The 14,766-nt window shown below is 60.8% G+C and carries 15 protein-coding genes and 4 tRNA genes; 5 read left to right on the top strand and 14 right to left on the bottom strand.

What is annotated here, in order from left to right; all coding sequences use genetic code 11:
* Positions 1 to 50: 50 nt before the first annotated feature.
* The 3 genes from DWY03_RS06855 to DWY03_RS06845 all read right to left on the bottom strand — a co-directional run bounded on the left by DWY03_RS06855 (position 51) and on the right by DWY03_RS06845 (position 4,179).
* The gene (locus tag DWY03_RS06855) at positions 51 to 1,337 is read right to left on the bottom strand and encodes an adenylosuccinate synthase (RefSeq protein WP_055251352.1); all 1,287 of its coding nucleotides are present in this window, start codon (positions 1,335 to 1,337) and stop codon (positions 51 to 53) included.
* A 93-nt stretch (positions 1,338 to 1,430) separates the two neighbouring features.
* Positions 1,431 to 2,828: a replicative DNA helicase gene (dnaB, locus tag DWY03_RS06850; protein ID WP_117840260.1), complete on the bottom strand. Its 1,398-nt coding sequence runs from the start codon at positions 2,826 to 2,828 to the stop codon at positions 1,431 to 1,433.
* A 100-nt stretch (positions 2,829 to 2,928) separates the two neighbouring features.
* Positions 2,929 to 4,179, bottom strand: a complete 1,251-nt coding sequence (locus tag DWY03_RS06845) for an IS3 family transposase (protein WP_117840259.1) — start codon at positions 4,177 to 4,179, stop codon at positions 2,929 to 2,931.
* Between the two features lie 122 nt (positions 4,180 to 4,301).
* Here DWY03_RS06845 and DWY03_RS06840 point away from each other — a divergent pair, with 122 nt between their 5' ends.
* On the top strand, positions 4,302 to 4,796 hold the full coding sequence (locus DWY03_RS06840) for a nucleotidyltransferase domain-containing protein (protein WP_117629780.1): 495 nt from the start codon (positions 4,302 to 4,304) through the stop codon (positions 4,794 to 4,796).
* Between the two features lie 71 nt (positions 4,797 to 4,867).
* On the opposite strand, the gene DWY03_RS06835 is transcribed toward DWY03_RS06840, so the two are convergent.
* The 5 genes from DWY03_RS06835 to rpsF all read right to left on the bottom strand — a co-directional run bounded on the left by DWY03_RS06835 (position 4,868) and on the right by rpsF (position 7,856).
* Entirely contained in the window at positions 4,868 to 5,950 is a 1,083-nt protein-coding gene (locus tag DWY03_RS06835; RefSeq protein ID WP_158558632.1) for an IS1595 family transposase, read from the bottom strand.
* Between the two features lie 217 nt (positions 5,951 to 6,167).
* The gene (gene rplI, locus DWY03_RS06830) at positions 6,168 to 6,707 is read right to left on the bottom strand and encodes a 50S ribosomal protein L9 (protein WP_117647790.1); all 540 of its coding nucleotides are present in this window, start codon (positions 6,705 to 6,707) and stop codon (positions 6,168 to 6,170) included.
* 15 nt (positions 6,708 to 6,722) lie between these two features.
* The gene (rpsR, locus tag DWY03_RS06825) at positions 6,723 to 6,989 is read right to left on the bottom strand and encodes a 30S ribosomal protein S18 (RefSeq protein ID WP_006235829.1); all 267 of its coding nucleotides are present in this window, start codon (positions 6,987 to 6,989) and stop codon (positions 6,723 to 6,725) included.
* A 72-nt stretch (positions 6,990 to 7,061) separates the two neighbouring features.
* Positions 7,062 to 7,514, bottom strand: coding sequence for a single-stranded DNA-binding protein (locus DWY03_RS06820; RefSeq protein WP_117743356.1), 453 nt, complete (start codon positions 7,512 to 7,514; stop codon positions 7,062 to 7,064).
* Between the two features lie 48 nt (positions 7,515 to 7,562).
* The gene (gene rpsF / locus DWY03_RS06815; RefSeq protein WP_006235831.1) at positions 7,563 to 7,856 is read right to left on the bottom strand and encodes a 30S ribosomal protein S6; all 294 of its coding nucleotides are present in this window, start codon (positions 7,854 to 7,856) and stop codon (positions 7,563 to 7,565) included.
* 505 nt (positions 7,857 to 8,361) lie between these two features.
* On the opposite strand from rpsF, the gene DWY03_RS06810 reads away from it, so the two are divergent.
* The 4 genes from DWY03_RS06810 to DWY03_RS06795 all read left to right on the top strand — a co-directional run bounded on the left by DWY03_RS06810 (position 8,362) and on the right by DWY03_RS06795 (position 10,902).
* Positions 8,362 to 8,452 (top strand) — tRNA-Ser (locus DWY03_RS06810).
* A 48-nt stretch (positions 8,453 to 8,500) separates the two neighbouring features.
* A tRNA-Ser gene (locus tag DWY03_RS06805) sits at positions 8,501 to 8,591 on the top strand.
* Between the two features lie 369 nt (positions 8,592 to 8,960).
* On the top strand, positions 8,961 to 9,650 hold the full coding sequence (locus DWY03_RS06800) for a trimeric intracellular cation channel family protein (protein ID WP_233506807.1): 690 nt from the start codon (positions 8,961 to 8,963) through the stop codon (positions 9,648 to 9,650).
* 106 nt (positions 9,651 to 9,756) lie between these two features.
* Positions 9,757 to 10,902: a polymer-forming cytoskeletal protein gene (locus tag DWY03_RS06795; protein ID WP_117840257.1), complete on the top strand. Its 1,146-nt coding sequence runs from the start codon at positions 9,757 to 9,759 to the stop codon at positions 10,900 to 10,902.
* Between the two features lie 129 nt (positions 10,903 to 11,031).
* Here the strand turns inward: DWY03_RS06795 and typA are convergent, their stop codons facing one another.
* The 6 genes from typA to DWY03_RS06765 form a co-directional block, all read right to left on the bottom strand.
* Complete coding sequence (gene typA / locus DWY03_RS06790) at positions 11,032 to 12,870, bottom strand: translational GTPase TypA (RefSeq protein ID WP_006235837.1); 1,839 nt, start codon at positions 12,868 to 12,870, stop codon at positions 11,032 to 11,034.
* A 117-nt stretch (positions 12,871 to 12,987) separates the two neighbouring features.
* Positions 12,988 to 13,437: a hypothetical protein gene (locus DWY03_RS06785; RefSeq protein ID WP_117840256.1), complete on the bottom strand. Its 450-nt coding sequence runs from the start codon at positions 13,435 to 13,437 to the stop codon at positions 12,988 to 12,990.
* 30 nt (positions 13,438 to 13,467) lie between these two features.
* Positions 13,468 to 13,824 (bottom strand): hypothetical protein, encoded by a 357-nt coding sequence (locus DWY03_RS06780; protein ID WP_117820634.1) that lies wholly within the window; start codon positions 13,822 to 13,824, stop codon positions 13,468 to 13,470.
* A 33-nt stretch (positions 13,825 to 13,857) separates the two neighbouring features.
* The gene (locus tag DWY03_RS06775; protein ID WP_117756926.1) at positions 13,858 to 14,358 is read right to left on the bottom strand and encodes a bifunctional nuclease family protein; all 501 of its coding nucleotides are present in this window, start codon (positions 14,356 to 14,358) and stop codon (positions 13,858 to 13,860) included.
* A 184-nt stretch (positions 14,359 to 14,542) separates the two neighbouring features.
* Positions 14,543 to 14,619: transfer RNA gene (locus tag DWY03_RS06770), tRNA-Ile, on the bottom strand.
* Between the two features lie 4 nt (positions 14,620 to 14,623).
* Positions 14,624 to 14,699: transfer RNA gene (locus DWY03_RS06765), tRNA-Ala, on the bottom strand.
* Between the last annotated feature and the right edge of the window lie 67 nt (positions 14,700 to 14,766).

The raw sequence follows: 14,766 nt of genomic DNA, 5'->3' as shown, positions 1-14,766 counted from the left end.
CGCCCGCTTGGGCTGCAAAGGGGTATATCGCAATAACCAAATAGTCCCGATTACTTCCAGAATCGGTTGATGATCTGCTCGCGACCGGCGCCGACGCCAATGAACGTCACGCGGGTGTGTGCCAGATCCTCGATAAACGCCACGTAGTCCTGAGCCTCCTGCGGCAGCTCATCAAAGCTGCGGCAACCGGTGATGTCGCACTTCCAGCCGGGGAGCTCCTCGTAGATGGGCTTGGCATGCTCAAAGCGCACCTGATGCTCGGGCACGCTGGTGTAGCGCTCGCCATCGACGTCGTAGGCCACGCACACCTTGATGGTGTCGAAGGCCGAAAGCACGTCGAGCTTAGTCAGGGCGATATCGGTGAGGCCGTTGACGCGTGAGGCGTAGTTGGCGATGGGGCCGTCGAACCAGCCGCAGCGACGACGGCGACCGGTGGTCACACCGTACTCATAGCCCTCCTCGGTCAGCGTGTGACCGGCCTCGGACTCATAGGAAAGCTCGGTGGGCATGGGGCCCGAACCGACGCGGGTGATATAGGCCTTCATGACGCCCAGCACGCGGTCGACGTTCTTCATGCCCACGCCGGAGCCGGTGATGGCACCGCCGGCGGTGCAGTTGGAAGACGTCACGTACGGATAGGTGCCGTGGTCGATGTCGAGCAGCGTCGCCTGGGCGCCCTCAAACAGCAGGTCCTTACCCTCATCGATCATGTTGTTGAGCAGCAGGCTCGTCTCGGTGATGTAGGGACGCAGGCGCTCGGCCATGGGCAGATACTCGTCGCAAATCTGGTCCACGGTGTAGGTGGGCAGGTTGTAGATGAGCTCGAGCTCGGGGTTCACGCGGGCGAGAGCGGTCTCCAGCTTGTCGCGGAACAGTGCCTCGTCCAGCATGTCCTGCATGCGCAGGCCAATGCGGGCCATCTTGTCCTGATAGCACGGACCGATGCCGCGCTTGGTGGTACCGATGTTCTTCTTGCCGAGCTTCTGCTCAAAGGCGCCATCCAGATCGATGTGGTACGGCATGATGACATGCGCGTTGCCGCTAATCTTGAGGTTCTTGGTGGTGATGCCGTCGGCCTCGAACATGTCGATCTCCTCAAGGACAACCTTGGGGTTAACGACGCAGCCGTTACCGATCACCGACACGTGGTCGGAATACATGATGCCGGAGGGCACCTGGTGCAGGCCGTACTTCTTGCCGTTGACGACGATGGTGTGGCCGGCGTTGTTGCCGCCCGAGTAGCGCACGACGGCATCGAAGTCGCCGGCGACCAGGTCGCAAATCTTACCCTTGCCCTCATCGCCCCACTGGGCACCGACCAAAACGGTTGACGGCATGTTTACTCCTTACATTCATGGACTGTCTACGCGCCACGCCGGCACGCAGAAGCACAAAACATTCCCAGTATACCCGTGCAACGGGCGCCTGTCCTACTCCTCGGCATGTGCCCCATCAAGCTCATAGAACTTGGTGGATGCCGGCAGGAACATCAGGTCGACGTCGCCGATCGGGCCCGAACGGTTCTTGGCCACGACGATACGCGTAACGCCCTCGTCGGGTCGATCGTCGCGTGAGGCTTCGGCCTCGTCGGCGGAGCGGTCCAAGAACATAACGATATCGGCGTCTTGCTCGATGGAGCCCGATTCACGAAGGTCGGAAAGCTGCGGGCGCTTGCCGGTACGGGATTCGACCTGACGCGAGAGCTGCGACAGCGCGATGAGCGGGATCTTGAGCTCCTTGGCCATGATCTTCAGACCACGCGACATCTCGGAGACCTCGACGGTACGGCTCTCGGAGCGGCGTCCCGGCGGAGGACTCACCAGCTGCAGGTAGTCCAGGATGATGATGGCCTTCTCCTTGTTGTGGAGCATGCGGCGGCTCTTGGCGCGAATCTCGGTCACTGTGGTGCCGGGCGTATCGTCAATCAGAATATCGAGCTTAGACAAGGTCTGCGTGGCCTCGTTGATATTGGCCCACTGCTCGGGGCTAATGCGGCCCATGCGGAAGTCACTGATCGAGATCATGGCGTAGGCGCAGATCAGACGCTGGGCAATTTCCTTGCCCGACATCTCCAGCGAGAAGAAGCCGACGGTATAACCAGCGGCGGCAGCGTTGAGCGCCAGATTCAGGGCGAACGACGTCTTACCTACAGCAGGACGGGCACCGATAATGATGAGCTGACCCTCGCGAAAACCCATGAGCATGCGGTCGAGCGACGGGAAACCCGTGGGCACGCCCGCAGCCTGGCCACCGGCCTGGCACACTTCCTCGGCCTCGTTATAGGCCTCGACCATAAACTCGGTCAGCGTCTTGTAGCTCGACTTGACCTCGCGCGCCGTGACCTTGAGCAGCTTGCTCTCGGCCAGCTCCACGACCTCCTTGGTGTCGGTAGGGGCGTTATAGGCCAGCGCGTTGATCTCGTTGGTGGCGCCGATCAGCTCGCGCAGCATCGAGTCGCGACGGACGATGGCGGCATGGTGCTGCCAGTTCACGAGCGACAGAGTCTGGCCCATCAGCTCCAAAATGTAGGCCTCGCCGCCCACGGCATCGAGCTTGTTGATGCTTCGCAGGTAATCGATCAGCGAGATGGAGTCGATGGGAATGCGGCTGTTGTACATATCGACCATCGCGGTATAGATGGTCTTATGAATGGGCCGGTAGAAGTCATCGGGCTGCAGCTCGACCTGGGCTTCTTCGACCACCTCGGGCGATAGCAGCATGGCGGCCAGTACGTTGGCCTCTGCATCTTGGTTTTGGGGGAGACCCAACTTGGAGCCGCGGTCCTCGACCGTCAGCCATGTCTCCCTATCGTCATATGCCATGAGCATCCTCATTCATATCGCTTGCGAGCATCCATAGTATCAGCCACAGCTTTAAATCGAGGCGCGCCTTAACAATCATCACCGAACCAAACGGATGAACGGTCCCTTATGTGCGTTGTGTTAGACGGGACTGCGGACGATTTCTTGGACCGTTACGCGCCCTTCCCAGCGCGGCGCGGAACTCGGCCGGCGTGCGGCCGCCGAGCGCATCGCTGCGCCTCTCCGTATTGTATCGGCCGATCCAGCCCCCGAGCTCCTCGATGAAGCGGGCAGGGGTCCAGCCCGACCAGTCCCTGCCGTGCCAGAACTCCCTCTTGAGCAGGCCGAAGAAGCCCTCCATCGCCGCGTTGTCCGGGCTGCAGCCCTTGGCGGCCATGCTCCTGGCGAGGCCGTGCCCCTCGCAGATCGAGATCCAGCCGGGCCAGCGGTAGTGGCCGCCGCGGTCGGAGTGGATGACGGGGCGCTCGCCGGGCGCGAGCAGCGCGCAGGCGTCCTCGAGCGTCGAGTTGGCGAGCGCGGCGTCCGGTCTCTCGCCGGCCCTCCACGCCACGACCGAGGAGTCGAAGCAGTCCCTGATGGCCGACAGGTAGACCTTCCTGCCGGAGGGCAGCCTGAACTCGGTGATGTCGGTGAGCCACAGGAAGTTCGGCAGGGCCGAGCGGAAGTCGCGGCGCACGAGGTTCGGCGGGGCCGGCGTCGGCTCGCCCGCATAGGAGCTGTAGGGCCTCCTCTTCCTCCTCATCCACCTGGGGACCAGGCCCTCCTCGCGCATGATGCGGAGGACGACCTTCTCCGAGGCGCGCACGGGCTCGTCGAGCTCGCGCAGGCGCGCCGTCACGAAGCGGTACCCCCGCGCCCCCTCGCCGTCCTCGGTGAAGATCCTGCGCACGAGCGCGCGCAGGGGCGCGCGCCGGTCGGGCCTCGCGATCGCGCGGCGCTGGTACTCATAGGAGCTCTTTGATATCCCCAAGGAACTCGTGAGTTCTCTCAAGGACCACTTCCCCGCAGGCCTCAGGCGGTCTATCACCAGGGTCTTCTCCCTGTTCGACATCCCGTCGAGGCTCTCGGCTTTTAAAACGTCCTGCACCGCCCTCAGCACCGCGTTCTCGAGCCTGAGCCGCTCGATCAGGGCGTCCTTGTCCTCCGGGTCGATGTCGGGGTAGTCGGGGCCGTCCCCGACGAGTCGCGGCAGGTCCATTCCTCCACCGGCCCTTCCCGCGGGCTTGCGCACGTCCCTGATCCAGCGCCAGACGGACGTCTTGCCGGGCCCGCCGAGTATCTCGGTTATCTCCATGACGGTGAGCCCGGCGCCGCGAAGCGCCCTGGCCCTCTCCACCATTCTCCTACTGTATGCCATGCGGACTCCGTTCCGGACCTCAACGGTCCAACTTTTTGTCCGCAGTCCCGACCGCTTTGGATACTGGGACTTTTCCTATAATCTTTCTTGCTTAGATAGCAGGCGAAAGCGAAGGAGCTCCTATGGTCACCAAGGATGATGCGTGTTGGATAATCGGCCTTTCCGCAGGTGCGGGCATTGGCGTATACCTTGATGGCGGCTGGGGCATCGATGCGCTTGTCGGGCGTGAGACCAGGGCTCATAACGACATCGACCTGTTCGTTCAGCGCGGGGATTACCAAAGGTTCGTGGATCTAATTGCTGATGAGGGGTTTTCCGAGGTGGCTGCATCTTTCACCACCGAAGATCACACGGTGTGGCAAGACGAGGCGGGGCGCATCGTCGACCTGCATTGCTTCGATTTCGCCGAGAATGGCGATATTCTGTATCAGGGAGATCGTTTTCCCGGGGAGGTCTTTTCGGGGAGGGGGCGCATCGGCGAGGTGGAGGTGTCGTGCATCGACCCCGAAAGCCAGCTGTTGTTTCACTTGGGCTATCAGCATGACGAGCACGACGCCCACGATGTCATGCTCCTATGCCGTGAGTACGGTTTCGACGTTCCCGAAGAATATCGCTAGCTGTTGCTATTTGCATCGGGGCACGACTTCAGCGCTTGCCGCAGATGCGCTGCGCCAGACCGCCCTGGACATCACGCCACGCCGTATATGGCCCTCCGCGCACGCGAGTCCCATTTCGCCTGCTTGATCCAGTACTCGTAGAACGGATAGGGGGTCACCTTGTACTGGCGCCAGGTCTTCTCGTACGTGCCGCGGGCTGCCTGCCTCACTATGAGCTCGGCGAGCTCGTCCGCGCTCCTGCGGACCTTGAAGCACCATGTCCACTTGAACCAGGCGAGGTAGTTCTCGAGGCGTCTCGTGGAGACACCCCGGAACCTGCCGATGAAGTGCCTCATCTGGGAGTGGAGGCTGTTCACCCTGTTGATGGCGTGCTCCTCCCTCTTGCTGGCGATGTGCGCGCCGACGCCGAGGGCGGGCAGGACGCGGCGGTACACGTGCGCACGGTCCGTCGAGATTATCGCGCCGACCGCGAGCTTGTCGGCGAGCAGCTCCCTGGCTGCCGCCTCGTCGAGGCCGCCCCTCCCCGCGATCTCGTAGAAGATGTCGCCGGCGTCGTTGATGCCGGTGAGCACGCATATCTTCTCGTGCCCGTCGGTTCCCTGCGACCTTGTGCGGGGCTTCCTGGGCATGCCGGACTCCGACCTGGAGCGGTTTCCCTTGAAGCTCTCCCTGAAGAAGCACTCGTCGAGCTCGGCCCCGCCGCCGGCCTCCACGCGGAAGGCGGGCATGCGCTTGGCCATGGCCTCGAGCAGCCTGTGGCGCATGAAGAACGCCGTCTTGAGGCACACGCCGCACTTTTCCGCCGACTCGCGCAGCGGGAGCATGTCCACGTGGCACTCCGCGAACCTCATCCAGGCCGACCTGTCGAGCTTGGTGGTGGAGAAGATGCGCATGGTGGCATCGGTGAAGGTCCTGGCGCACCCTCGGCAGAGGAACCGCTGACGGCCGCTCCCGTCTCGCCCCCTCTTCACGTAATGCGGGGAGCCGCACCAGGGGCAGGCTCTGTCGGGATCGTCTTCCGCCCCCTCGCTTGCCGCGAGTTCGAAAAGCTCCGCGTCTATCAGCGCCTTGAGCGATCTCAGGGCCCTGCTCTTCTCGGCAGCCGTCATCTGCGGGAGGAACTGCCTCGTCAGCTGGGTGAGCACGTCTTCCATTGCAACCTCCATCTCTCCTGATGATGGAATTGTCGCAACCGGGGCCCCGTCGCGTGTACTGCGTGCAGGACACTTATCCAAAGTGGTCTAACACAACGCTTATGTGGGACTGCATCTCAATGTATGACGTGACACCCACTCAGCGCAAAAAATAAAAGGGCGCCCCGGTCTCTCAGAGCGCCCTTCTTAGAACAAGATTGTTGCGTTGCAGCAAATGCTACTCGGCAGCAGCCTCGGTCTCGACCTCGGCGGTCTCGGCCTCGGCGACCTCAGCGGCCTCCTCGACCTCAGCATCGGCAGCGAGCTCCTCGGCGGTAACGCCGACGAGAACGACAACCTCGGCCTTGATCTCGCGGTACAGCGAGATGGCAACGGTGTGGGCACCGGCAACCTTGATGGGCTTGCCGAGCTCGACGCGCTTGCGGTCGATGTCCATACCGAGCTGATCCTTGATGGCGTCAGCGATCATAGCGGCGGTAACGGAGCCAAAGAGGATGCCCTCGTCGCCGACCTTGACGTCAACGGTGACCTGCTTGCCCTCGAGGGCAGCCTTGGTCTCGTTGGCGGTAGCCAGACGGACGGCCTCGCGCTTGGCTATGTTGTTGCGACGCTCGTCAAGCTGCTTGAGGTTGCCCTTGGTGGCGGCAACAGCGAGCTTCTTGGGGAACAGGAAGTTCTCAGCGTAACCCTGAGCGACCTCTACGACGTCACCCTCGCCGCCCTTGCCCTTGATCTCATCGAGAAGAATAACCTTCATGATGCGTCTCCCTTCTTAGCCGCGGTCGCGGTTGCCACGAGAGGAAACCACGGGGACGGTGTACGGCAGGAGAGCCATCTCGCGGGCACGCTTGATGGCGTTGGCGATGTCATGCTGATGCTGCGTGCAAGCGCCAGTGACGCGACGGGGCTTGATCTTGCCACGGTCGGTCATGTACTTACGGAGAAGCTGAGTGTCCTTATAGTCGATGAACTCAGTGTTCTCCTTGCAGAACTGGCAGTACTTACGACGCGGCTGACGTGCAGAAAAATCATTAGCCATGTCAAAATACCTTTCATTTGGCAACTTCGGCGAACCGAAGCCGCCTCTCACTCAAAAATAGGTGAACAACCCTTAAAACGGGATGTCCTCATCGTAGACGTCGACCGCGGGCGGCGTAGCCACCGGTGCGGCAGGACGTGCTGTGGGCGCAGGAGCTGCGGGGGCGTAACCGCCCTGATCGTAGCCACCCTGGCCACCACGGGAGCTCATAAACTCGATCTCATCAACGATGACCTCAAGCTTGCTCCGGCGCTGGCCGTCGCGTTCCCAAGAGCTGTAGCGCAGCTTGCCCTCGATCGCGACCTTGTTTCCCTTTGCCAGGAAACGGCTCACGGCCTCGGCGCGGGTGCCGAACATAGTGCAGTCGACAAAGTTGGGATAATCCTCCCACTCGCCAGTCTGCGCGTTGCGGCGACGATCGTTCACAGCGACGCCAAAGGACAGAACCTGGGTTCCGCCGGCGGTGGCGCGCAGCTCGGGATCGCGGGTGAGGTTACCGGTGATGTTCACTCGATTGATGCTCATAACTCACTACTTCCTCTTGGGGCACAAGCCCAGTCCAAAACGACAGTCTTACTCCTGGTCGTCGCGACGGACGATCATGTGGCGGACCACAGCGTCGGTGATGCGCAGGACGCGATCAAGCTCGGCGATCTGGGTAGGATCTGCGTGGAAGTTGATGAGGGTGTAGTCACCATCGGTGAGGTCGTTGATCTCGTAGGCGAGCTTGCGCTTGCCCCACTCGTCAACGGAGTCGACCTTGCCAGCGCCCTCAGCGATCGTGGTATCGATACGCTTCATAACAGCGAGACGAGTCTCGGGGTCGAGCGACGGGTCAACAAAGAACAGCAGTTCATAAGCCTTCATATTGTCACCTCCTCTGGGCAAATGTGGCTTCAGGTCGTGAAGGTGCGCCTGAAGCAGGAAAAGACTTGGTAATAATATCTTTCAACCTCCCAGGCCGCAAGAATATGCAGCTACAACCTCATGACCTCCACATATGCCCATACTCGCACGGCACTTCATGCGTCTTCCAACCAAATGCTGACCAAATGCTTGACGGAACTGTGGACAAGATACGGCGCCGTGGGGACAAGTCGCACCAAGCCGCAGGTCAACGGGCACAACGCTGTGGTCGCGAAATGCATACCAGTGGTCCACAACGCCAACCAAAGATTTTTAAATTCATTGCCAAGTCGCTTATGAATACCCTTTTTTGAACAATTGAGGTGATCAACCACGCTGGTCGGAAGCCGTTTTTCGGAACCTCAAACCCCACTGCAGCGCCAAGCGCGGCCAAGCGTTTTAAAAAATGCCAACTTTTCTGTTTGCACTTTGCGATTCCTCGTGTATACTGACTTTCGCATTTAACGGAGAGTTGTCCGAGTGGCCGAAGGAGCACGATTGGAAATCGTGTAGGCGTCAAAAGCGTCTCCAGGGTTCAAATCCCTGACTCTCCGCCAGTTAATTCCAAAGCAGGCCTTCGAGCCTGCTTTGTTTTTACCCCACGCGGAGGGGTGGCAGAGTGGTTGAATGCGGCGGTCTCGAAAACCGTTTGGCCTGTATAAGGTCACGAGGGTTCGAATCCCTCCTCCTCCGCCATTTTGGTTGAGAAAGCTCCCAACAACGGGAGCTTTTTTATTTTGAGTCCCTTACAAACAAATACGGCGAAGGAGGAGGGATTCGAACCCGCCAGGGCGCAAAGCGTAAAGAAAACGCGCCCGTGGCGCGTTTTTAGCGCAGCGCGGTCGGCGTAAGCCGACCGGATAAATTTTGAGCGCTGCTCAAAATTTAGACATCCCTCCTATTCAACCACGCCCCCATCGCGTTCAGCATCAACCCAGATCCCCAAACATGGAACCTACGCCCGCGCCCAGTCCCGACCGTTTGCCGAGCAATGGGGTCGCAATCGCCGCCAACCATGTACTATGTACGGGCATTGTCTAAACTCGCAATCAGAAGGATTCCATCTTGCCCGTCGTCGCCGCTATGACCGTTACCTCACATGCCTCGGATGCCATGGTCGCTATCCCCTTTTGGCTCGAGATGTTCGCTGTTGTCGCGGCATCGATCTCGGGCGTGCTGGTCGCGCGCGAGCATAAGCTCGACCTGGTGGGCGCAGTCGCACTCGCCGTGGTCTGCGGCCTGGGCGGCGGTCTATTACGCGACATGACACTGCAAGTGGGCAACGTCTACATCCTCAACCAGCCGATGGCACTACCACTTTCCATTGCCACGGCGGCCATTATCTACATCTTCCCGGCAATCGTCGATAAACCCGAGAAACTCATTCCCCTGCTCGACATCATCTCGGTCGGCATCTATGCGGCAACCGGCGCGGACAAGGCGTTGGTCTACGGCTTTGCGCCGGCCGTATGCATCATGATGGGCTTTTTCACCGCGGTGGGCGGCGGCATGTTGCGCGACGGCTTTATGGGCGTGGTTCCGGGCATTTTCCAACGCACTAACTTTTATGCCATCGCGGCCATCGCCGGATCGGCAAGCTATGTAAGCCTCGTCATGAGTGGCTTGGTCAGCAATGTCGCCGCGCTAGTCGTATGCGTTGTCGTGACCATGGGTCTGCGCTGGCTCTCGCTGCGCTTTGACATCAAAAGCCCCACCGAGGAAGACATCGCGCGCTTCTTGCATCGCAAAAAGTAGACAGCACGGCACGACCCTTCGAAATGCAACCGAGAGGTTCTTTTAGAGCGCCCGCGCGTTGGGTACCCTGTTAGATACATGTCGAGTATCTAGCGAAGGATTCACTATGCCTTACAACCTAGCACCGTCGTCCCGGCACCGTAAAGTGCAGGAGCGCATCGCCCTCCTATTCGCACTGATTGCACTTGCGCTAATCGTACTTCCCACGACCTCATTCGCCGGCACAGATACCGCCGGAAACGTGCTCACGACCGAAGCTGACTCCACCCCGTCCGGGGTCGAAGGCGACCTGTACTGGGCCGGCCAAAGCCTCAACTTAGACGATGCCTCCATCGGCCGCGATATTATCGCGGCGGGCGAGAGCCTGTCGATTCGCGACTGCACCGTAGGCGGCGCCGTTCGCCTGGCGGCGCGTACCATCGATATCGCCAAAACCGCAATCGATGGCAGCGTGACGGTAGCCGGCCAGCACGTCGTCCTTAACACCGGTAGCACCGCCAACTGTTTTTACGCGGCAGGCGAGACGGTCGCCCTGCGCGGCTCCGCTAAATCAGCGGCGCTCGCCGGCGACACCGTTACCATCGATGGCACCGTCGATGGCGATGTTGAGGTCTGGGCCGACAAGCTCATCCTGGGCAAAAACGCCTGCATCACCGGCACGGTGAGCGCCCACGTCTCACAGGATCCCGAGCGGGCAGAGGGTGCCCAGGTCGGAGCCCTCAAGATCGACCGAACCGAAAACGAGGACACCTCTACGGTCAACGACATTATCGGCGGCATCGTTGCCGCAGCGCTTTCCACCGGCTTTGTCGCCATCCTGCTTGAGCTTGTCTTTCCGCGCGCAACCGCCAGTGCCGCCGGAATGCTCCACCAGCACCCCACGCCACTGTGGGTGAGCGGTCTTCTGGGCACGGTCGCCGTCGTTCCCGCCGTCCTGTTGCTCATCATCTCGATTGCAGGCCTGTCGCTCGCCGGCGCCCTCATGTGCGGCATCATCGGCATTGCTCTGGTCTCGGCGGCATTTACGGGCACCGCAATCGCCCGCATGGTCGGACACAACCAGAACCGCTACGTCATGGCCGCCGTGGGCGGCATCGCCGCAGGTGCCCTCACGGGACTTCCCCTCATCGGCGACTTCATCAGCGGCGTGGCCTTTGTCTTTATGCTCGGCTACGTTATCCAGATCATCTGGCGCAACGCCCATCTCAAGCCCCAACAAGCCTCCAACACGCCGGGACTCCCCACCGCCTAGGCGCCAACCACCGCAAAGGGGACAGGCATCTTTGTGGTGGTGCAGGCCTTCTCAATCCCCGTGCACCAAAAAGGGCGCCGACCATTGCGGTCGGCGCCCTTTCTTATTGGCAGTTATAAGCCCCAGCGCTTATTTGTTGACCTGGCCGGCGCGGACGGCGGCCTTCTTGCGGTCGGTGGCATTGAGCAGACGCTTGCGCAGGCGGATGTTCTTGGGAGTGATCTCGACCAGCTCGTCGTCGGCGATGTACTCCAGCGCTTCCTCCAGCGAGAAGGTGCGGGGCGGCACCAGCTGGACGGAGATATCGGAGGTCGAGGAACGCTGGTTGCCCAGGTTCTTGGTACGGGCGATGTTGACGACCATGTCGCCGGCCTTGCTGCGCTCGCCCACGATCATGCCCTCGTAGCACTCGGTGCCCGGCTCAACAAACAGCTGGCCGCGCTCCTGCAGCGTACCCAGAGCGTAGGCGACGGCCTTCTCGGTGGTCATGGAGATCATGGCGCCGTTCTGACGGTTGCCGATCTCGCCGGCGTAGGGGCCATACTCCAAGAAGGTGTGGTAGAACACGCCCTCGCCGTGGGTGACGTTCATGATGCGGTTCTTAAGGCCCATGATGCCGCGGGTCGGGATCTTAAACTCGAGGTGCGTCACGATGCCCGAGGTATCCATGCTCGTCATGATGCCGCCGGAGGTACCGAAGACCTCAACGACCTTGCCCGAGTACTCGTCCGGGCACTCGACGACGGCCTGCTCGACGGGCTCCATCTTGTTGCCGTTCTCGTCCTTCTTAAACAGAACGCGGGGACGGCCAACCTGGAACTCAAAGCCCTCGCGACGCATGGACTCCATCAGAACGGACAGGTGCAGGATGCCGCGACCCGAGACCTCGACGCCGCTCTTGTCCTCGAGCTCCTCGATCTTCATGGTCACGTTGTTCTCGGCCTCGTTGAACAGGCGCTCCTTGAGCTGACGGGCGCCCACGATGTCGCCGTCGCGACCGACGAGCGGGGAGGTCGAAGCCTCAAAGACGATGGACAGGGTCGGCGGGTCGATCTCGATGGGCTCGAGCTCAACGGGGTTCTCGGGATCGGTGTAGACATCGCCGATATCGGTGCGGTCGATGCCCACGACGGCAGCGATGTCGCCGGCGCCGACTTCCTGGCACTCGGTGCGGCCCAGGTAGTCGAAGGTAAAGAGCTGCTTGACGGTAGCGGTGGCGCTGGAGCCGTCGTTCTTGACAACCAAGATCTGGTCGCCCTGGTGGATGGTGCCGGAGTACACACGGCCGATGCCGATACGGCCAACGAAGTTGGAGTGGTCGATGGTCACGCACTGCATGGCCAGCGGGGCGTTCTCGTCAACCTCGGGCGCGGGCATGTCGTCGATGATCATGTCGAGCAGCGGATACATGTCCATGTTGCCGTCGTTGGGGTCAAGGCGGGCAAAGCCATTCATGGCGCTGGCGTAGACCACGTGCTCCATGGCGAACTCGAGCTGGTCGTCGGTGGCACCCAGGTCGGCCATGAGGTCCAGGCAGTCGTTGTAGGCCTTCTCGGGGTTGGCGCCCGGACGATCGATCTTGTTGATGACGATCATGATCTTAAGACCGGTGTCGATAGCGTGACGCAGCACGAAGCGGGTCTGGGGCATGGGGCCCTCAAAAGCGTCAACCAGCAGCAGGGCGCCGTCGGCCATACGCAGCACACGCTCGACCTCGCCGCCAAAGTCGGCGTGGCCCGGGGTGTCGATGACGTTGATCTTGACGTCCTTGTACTCGATAGAGATGTTCTTGGCGAGAATCGTGATGCCGCGCTCGCGCTCCTGGTCGTTAGAGTCCAGGACGCGGTCCTCGACCTGCTGGTTGGCACGGAAGGCGTCCGTGGCACGCAGGAGCTTGTCGACCATCGTCGTCTTGCCGTGGTCGACGTGGGCGATGATGGCGATGTTCCTCAGATTGTCTACGCGCATGTAGTTCCCCTATCTTCTATCCATATACAAACGGCACGCGTATGCGGCCCGCCCAGCGACACAACGCTCAGCGGGAATATTGAGCCTTTTACCGAAAACTCGTTTATTTTAGCGATTTTAGATGAGAGGGGTTTCCTCACCTGCAGGTTCAGGGTCGCTCCACATAAAACCATCGCCGGCACCCATGCCCTCATACAGCACGTATGCCGAAAAACCGCTCTCGAGCGTGGTTTCGAAGAAGCTCACGAGCAGGGCGTCGTGATAGCCGCCGTCAATTTCGACACAACCGGTGTAGCCGATGGCATAGCGGGCGATGCGGCCCAGCCCCTCGTCCTTAAGACCCATCTTGTGCTCGGAGATAAAGTTGGTGGCAGCCTCGAGGCATGCCTCCTCGCCATCTTCGTCGAGCGCCGCCAGATATCGGTTGGAAGCAGCGTCCTCGATCGCCACAACTACGCCCGGATTCTCGCCGACGGCAAGGTCGTCCAAGAACGCGCCGATCAGATCGCACACCATGGCGTCGAGCTCGGCGGAGACGTTACCGGCGTCCTGCATATCCTGTGCCATCTTTAGACCTTCCCATCGAGTCTCGCGTCGTTACAGTTCCTGTGCCTCGGCAGCGATCTTGGCGGCAGCGTCGCGGGCGCGCATCATATCCATCGCGCGCTTGTCGAGTACCTTGATCTGGTTGGTCAGCATGACCGCATCGACCACACCCCAGATTACCAAGCCTGTTGAAATCGAAAACCCAAGCGCACCAACTGTACCACGAAGGCGCGAGCAGATTGCCGCGACAAGGGCGGAGACGACAACCATCTTGATAAACGAGCCGCGGCGCTCGCGAAGCGTGCGGGCCTGCGTCACATAGGCAATGCGAGCCGCCTCAGAAGCCTCCGAGCGCATCTGGGCCTCGCGTGCAATGGCCGCCGCCTCAACCGACATACCGCTGGCCATCAGCGAACACTCCGCAACCCTGCCGCCCCGCATTTAGAAGTCATCGGGGGAGAGCGTATGGACGAACTCGTCGAACTTCTCGAACTCCTGCTCGTCGTCGACATCCTCGGCGTGGGTGGAAACAGTGCCCAGGCGATTCATGATGTCGTCCTCCACAAACATGGGAGCATTGCTGCGCACGGCAAGGGCAATGGCATCACTGGGACGAGCGTCGATCTTGCGCTCCTCGCCATCGGCCAGTACGACGATCGTCGCGTAGAACACCGGCGGCTCGGCGCGGACGATCTCGATGCGCTCGAGCTTGGCGCCCAGGGCGTCAACGGTATCGAGCAACAGATCATGGGTGATCGGGCGCTCGGCGCGGCCGCTATCGATGCCGCGGCTGATGGCAGCAGCTTCAAACGAACCAGTCTGAATGGAAAGGGAACGCAGCGGCGCGGGCGAGTCCGATTTGCTGCTGCGCTCACGAAGCACGATAAGCGATGGCACGGGACCGGCGGCCATGACGATGGTCTCTATGTCGACACGAACCATGGAACACCTCCGGTACGTAGCGGTTAACACGCGGCAGCCCGCCGCATTGAATAGCTATACTACCCAATCTTTCGCACAGCACACAAAATCAAAGTAGTTAATTTGGGACGGGGCTTTTTTGACTACTTTCAGTAGGTAAGAAAAAAGCCCCGAGGCAACGCCCCAGGGCTCTTCACAGTTTTGATGGTGGACCTGACAAGATTCGAACTTGTGACCTCCCGGTTATCAGCCGGACGCTCTAACCAACTGAGCTACAGGTCCATCATGGTGGAGGTTAGGGGGATCGAACCCCTGACCTCAGGCTTGCAAAGCCCGCGCTCTCCCAGCTGAGCTAAACCCCCACGGAGACAGTAATAAACACCCCAGCGGCGACTCGGCTCTCGCTGGGGTGTTTATTGCGAAAGAAAG

Origin of the sequence: Collinsella sp. AF23-2, from assembly GCF_003459245.1 — a bacterium.
GTDB lineage: Bacteria > Actinomycetota > Coriobacteriia > Coriobacteriales > Coriobacteriaceae > Collinsella.
This window is presented reverse-complemented; position numbering and strand designations above follow the sequence as displayed.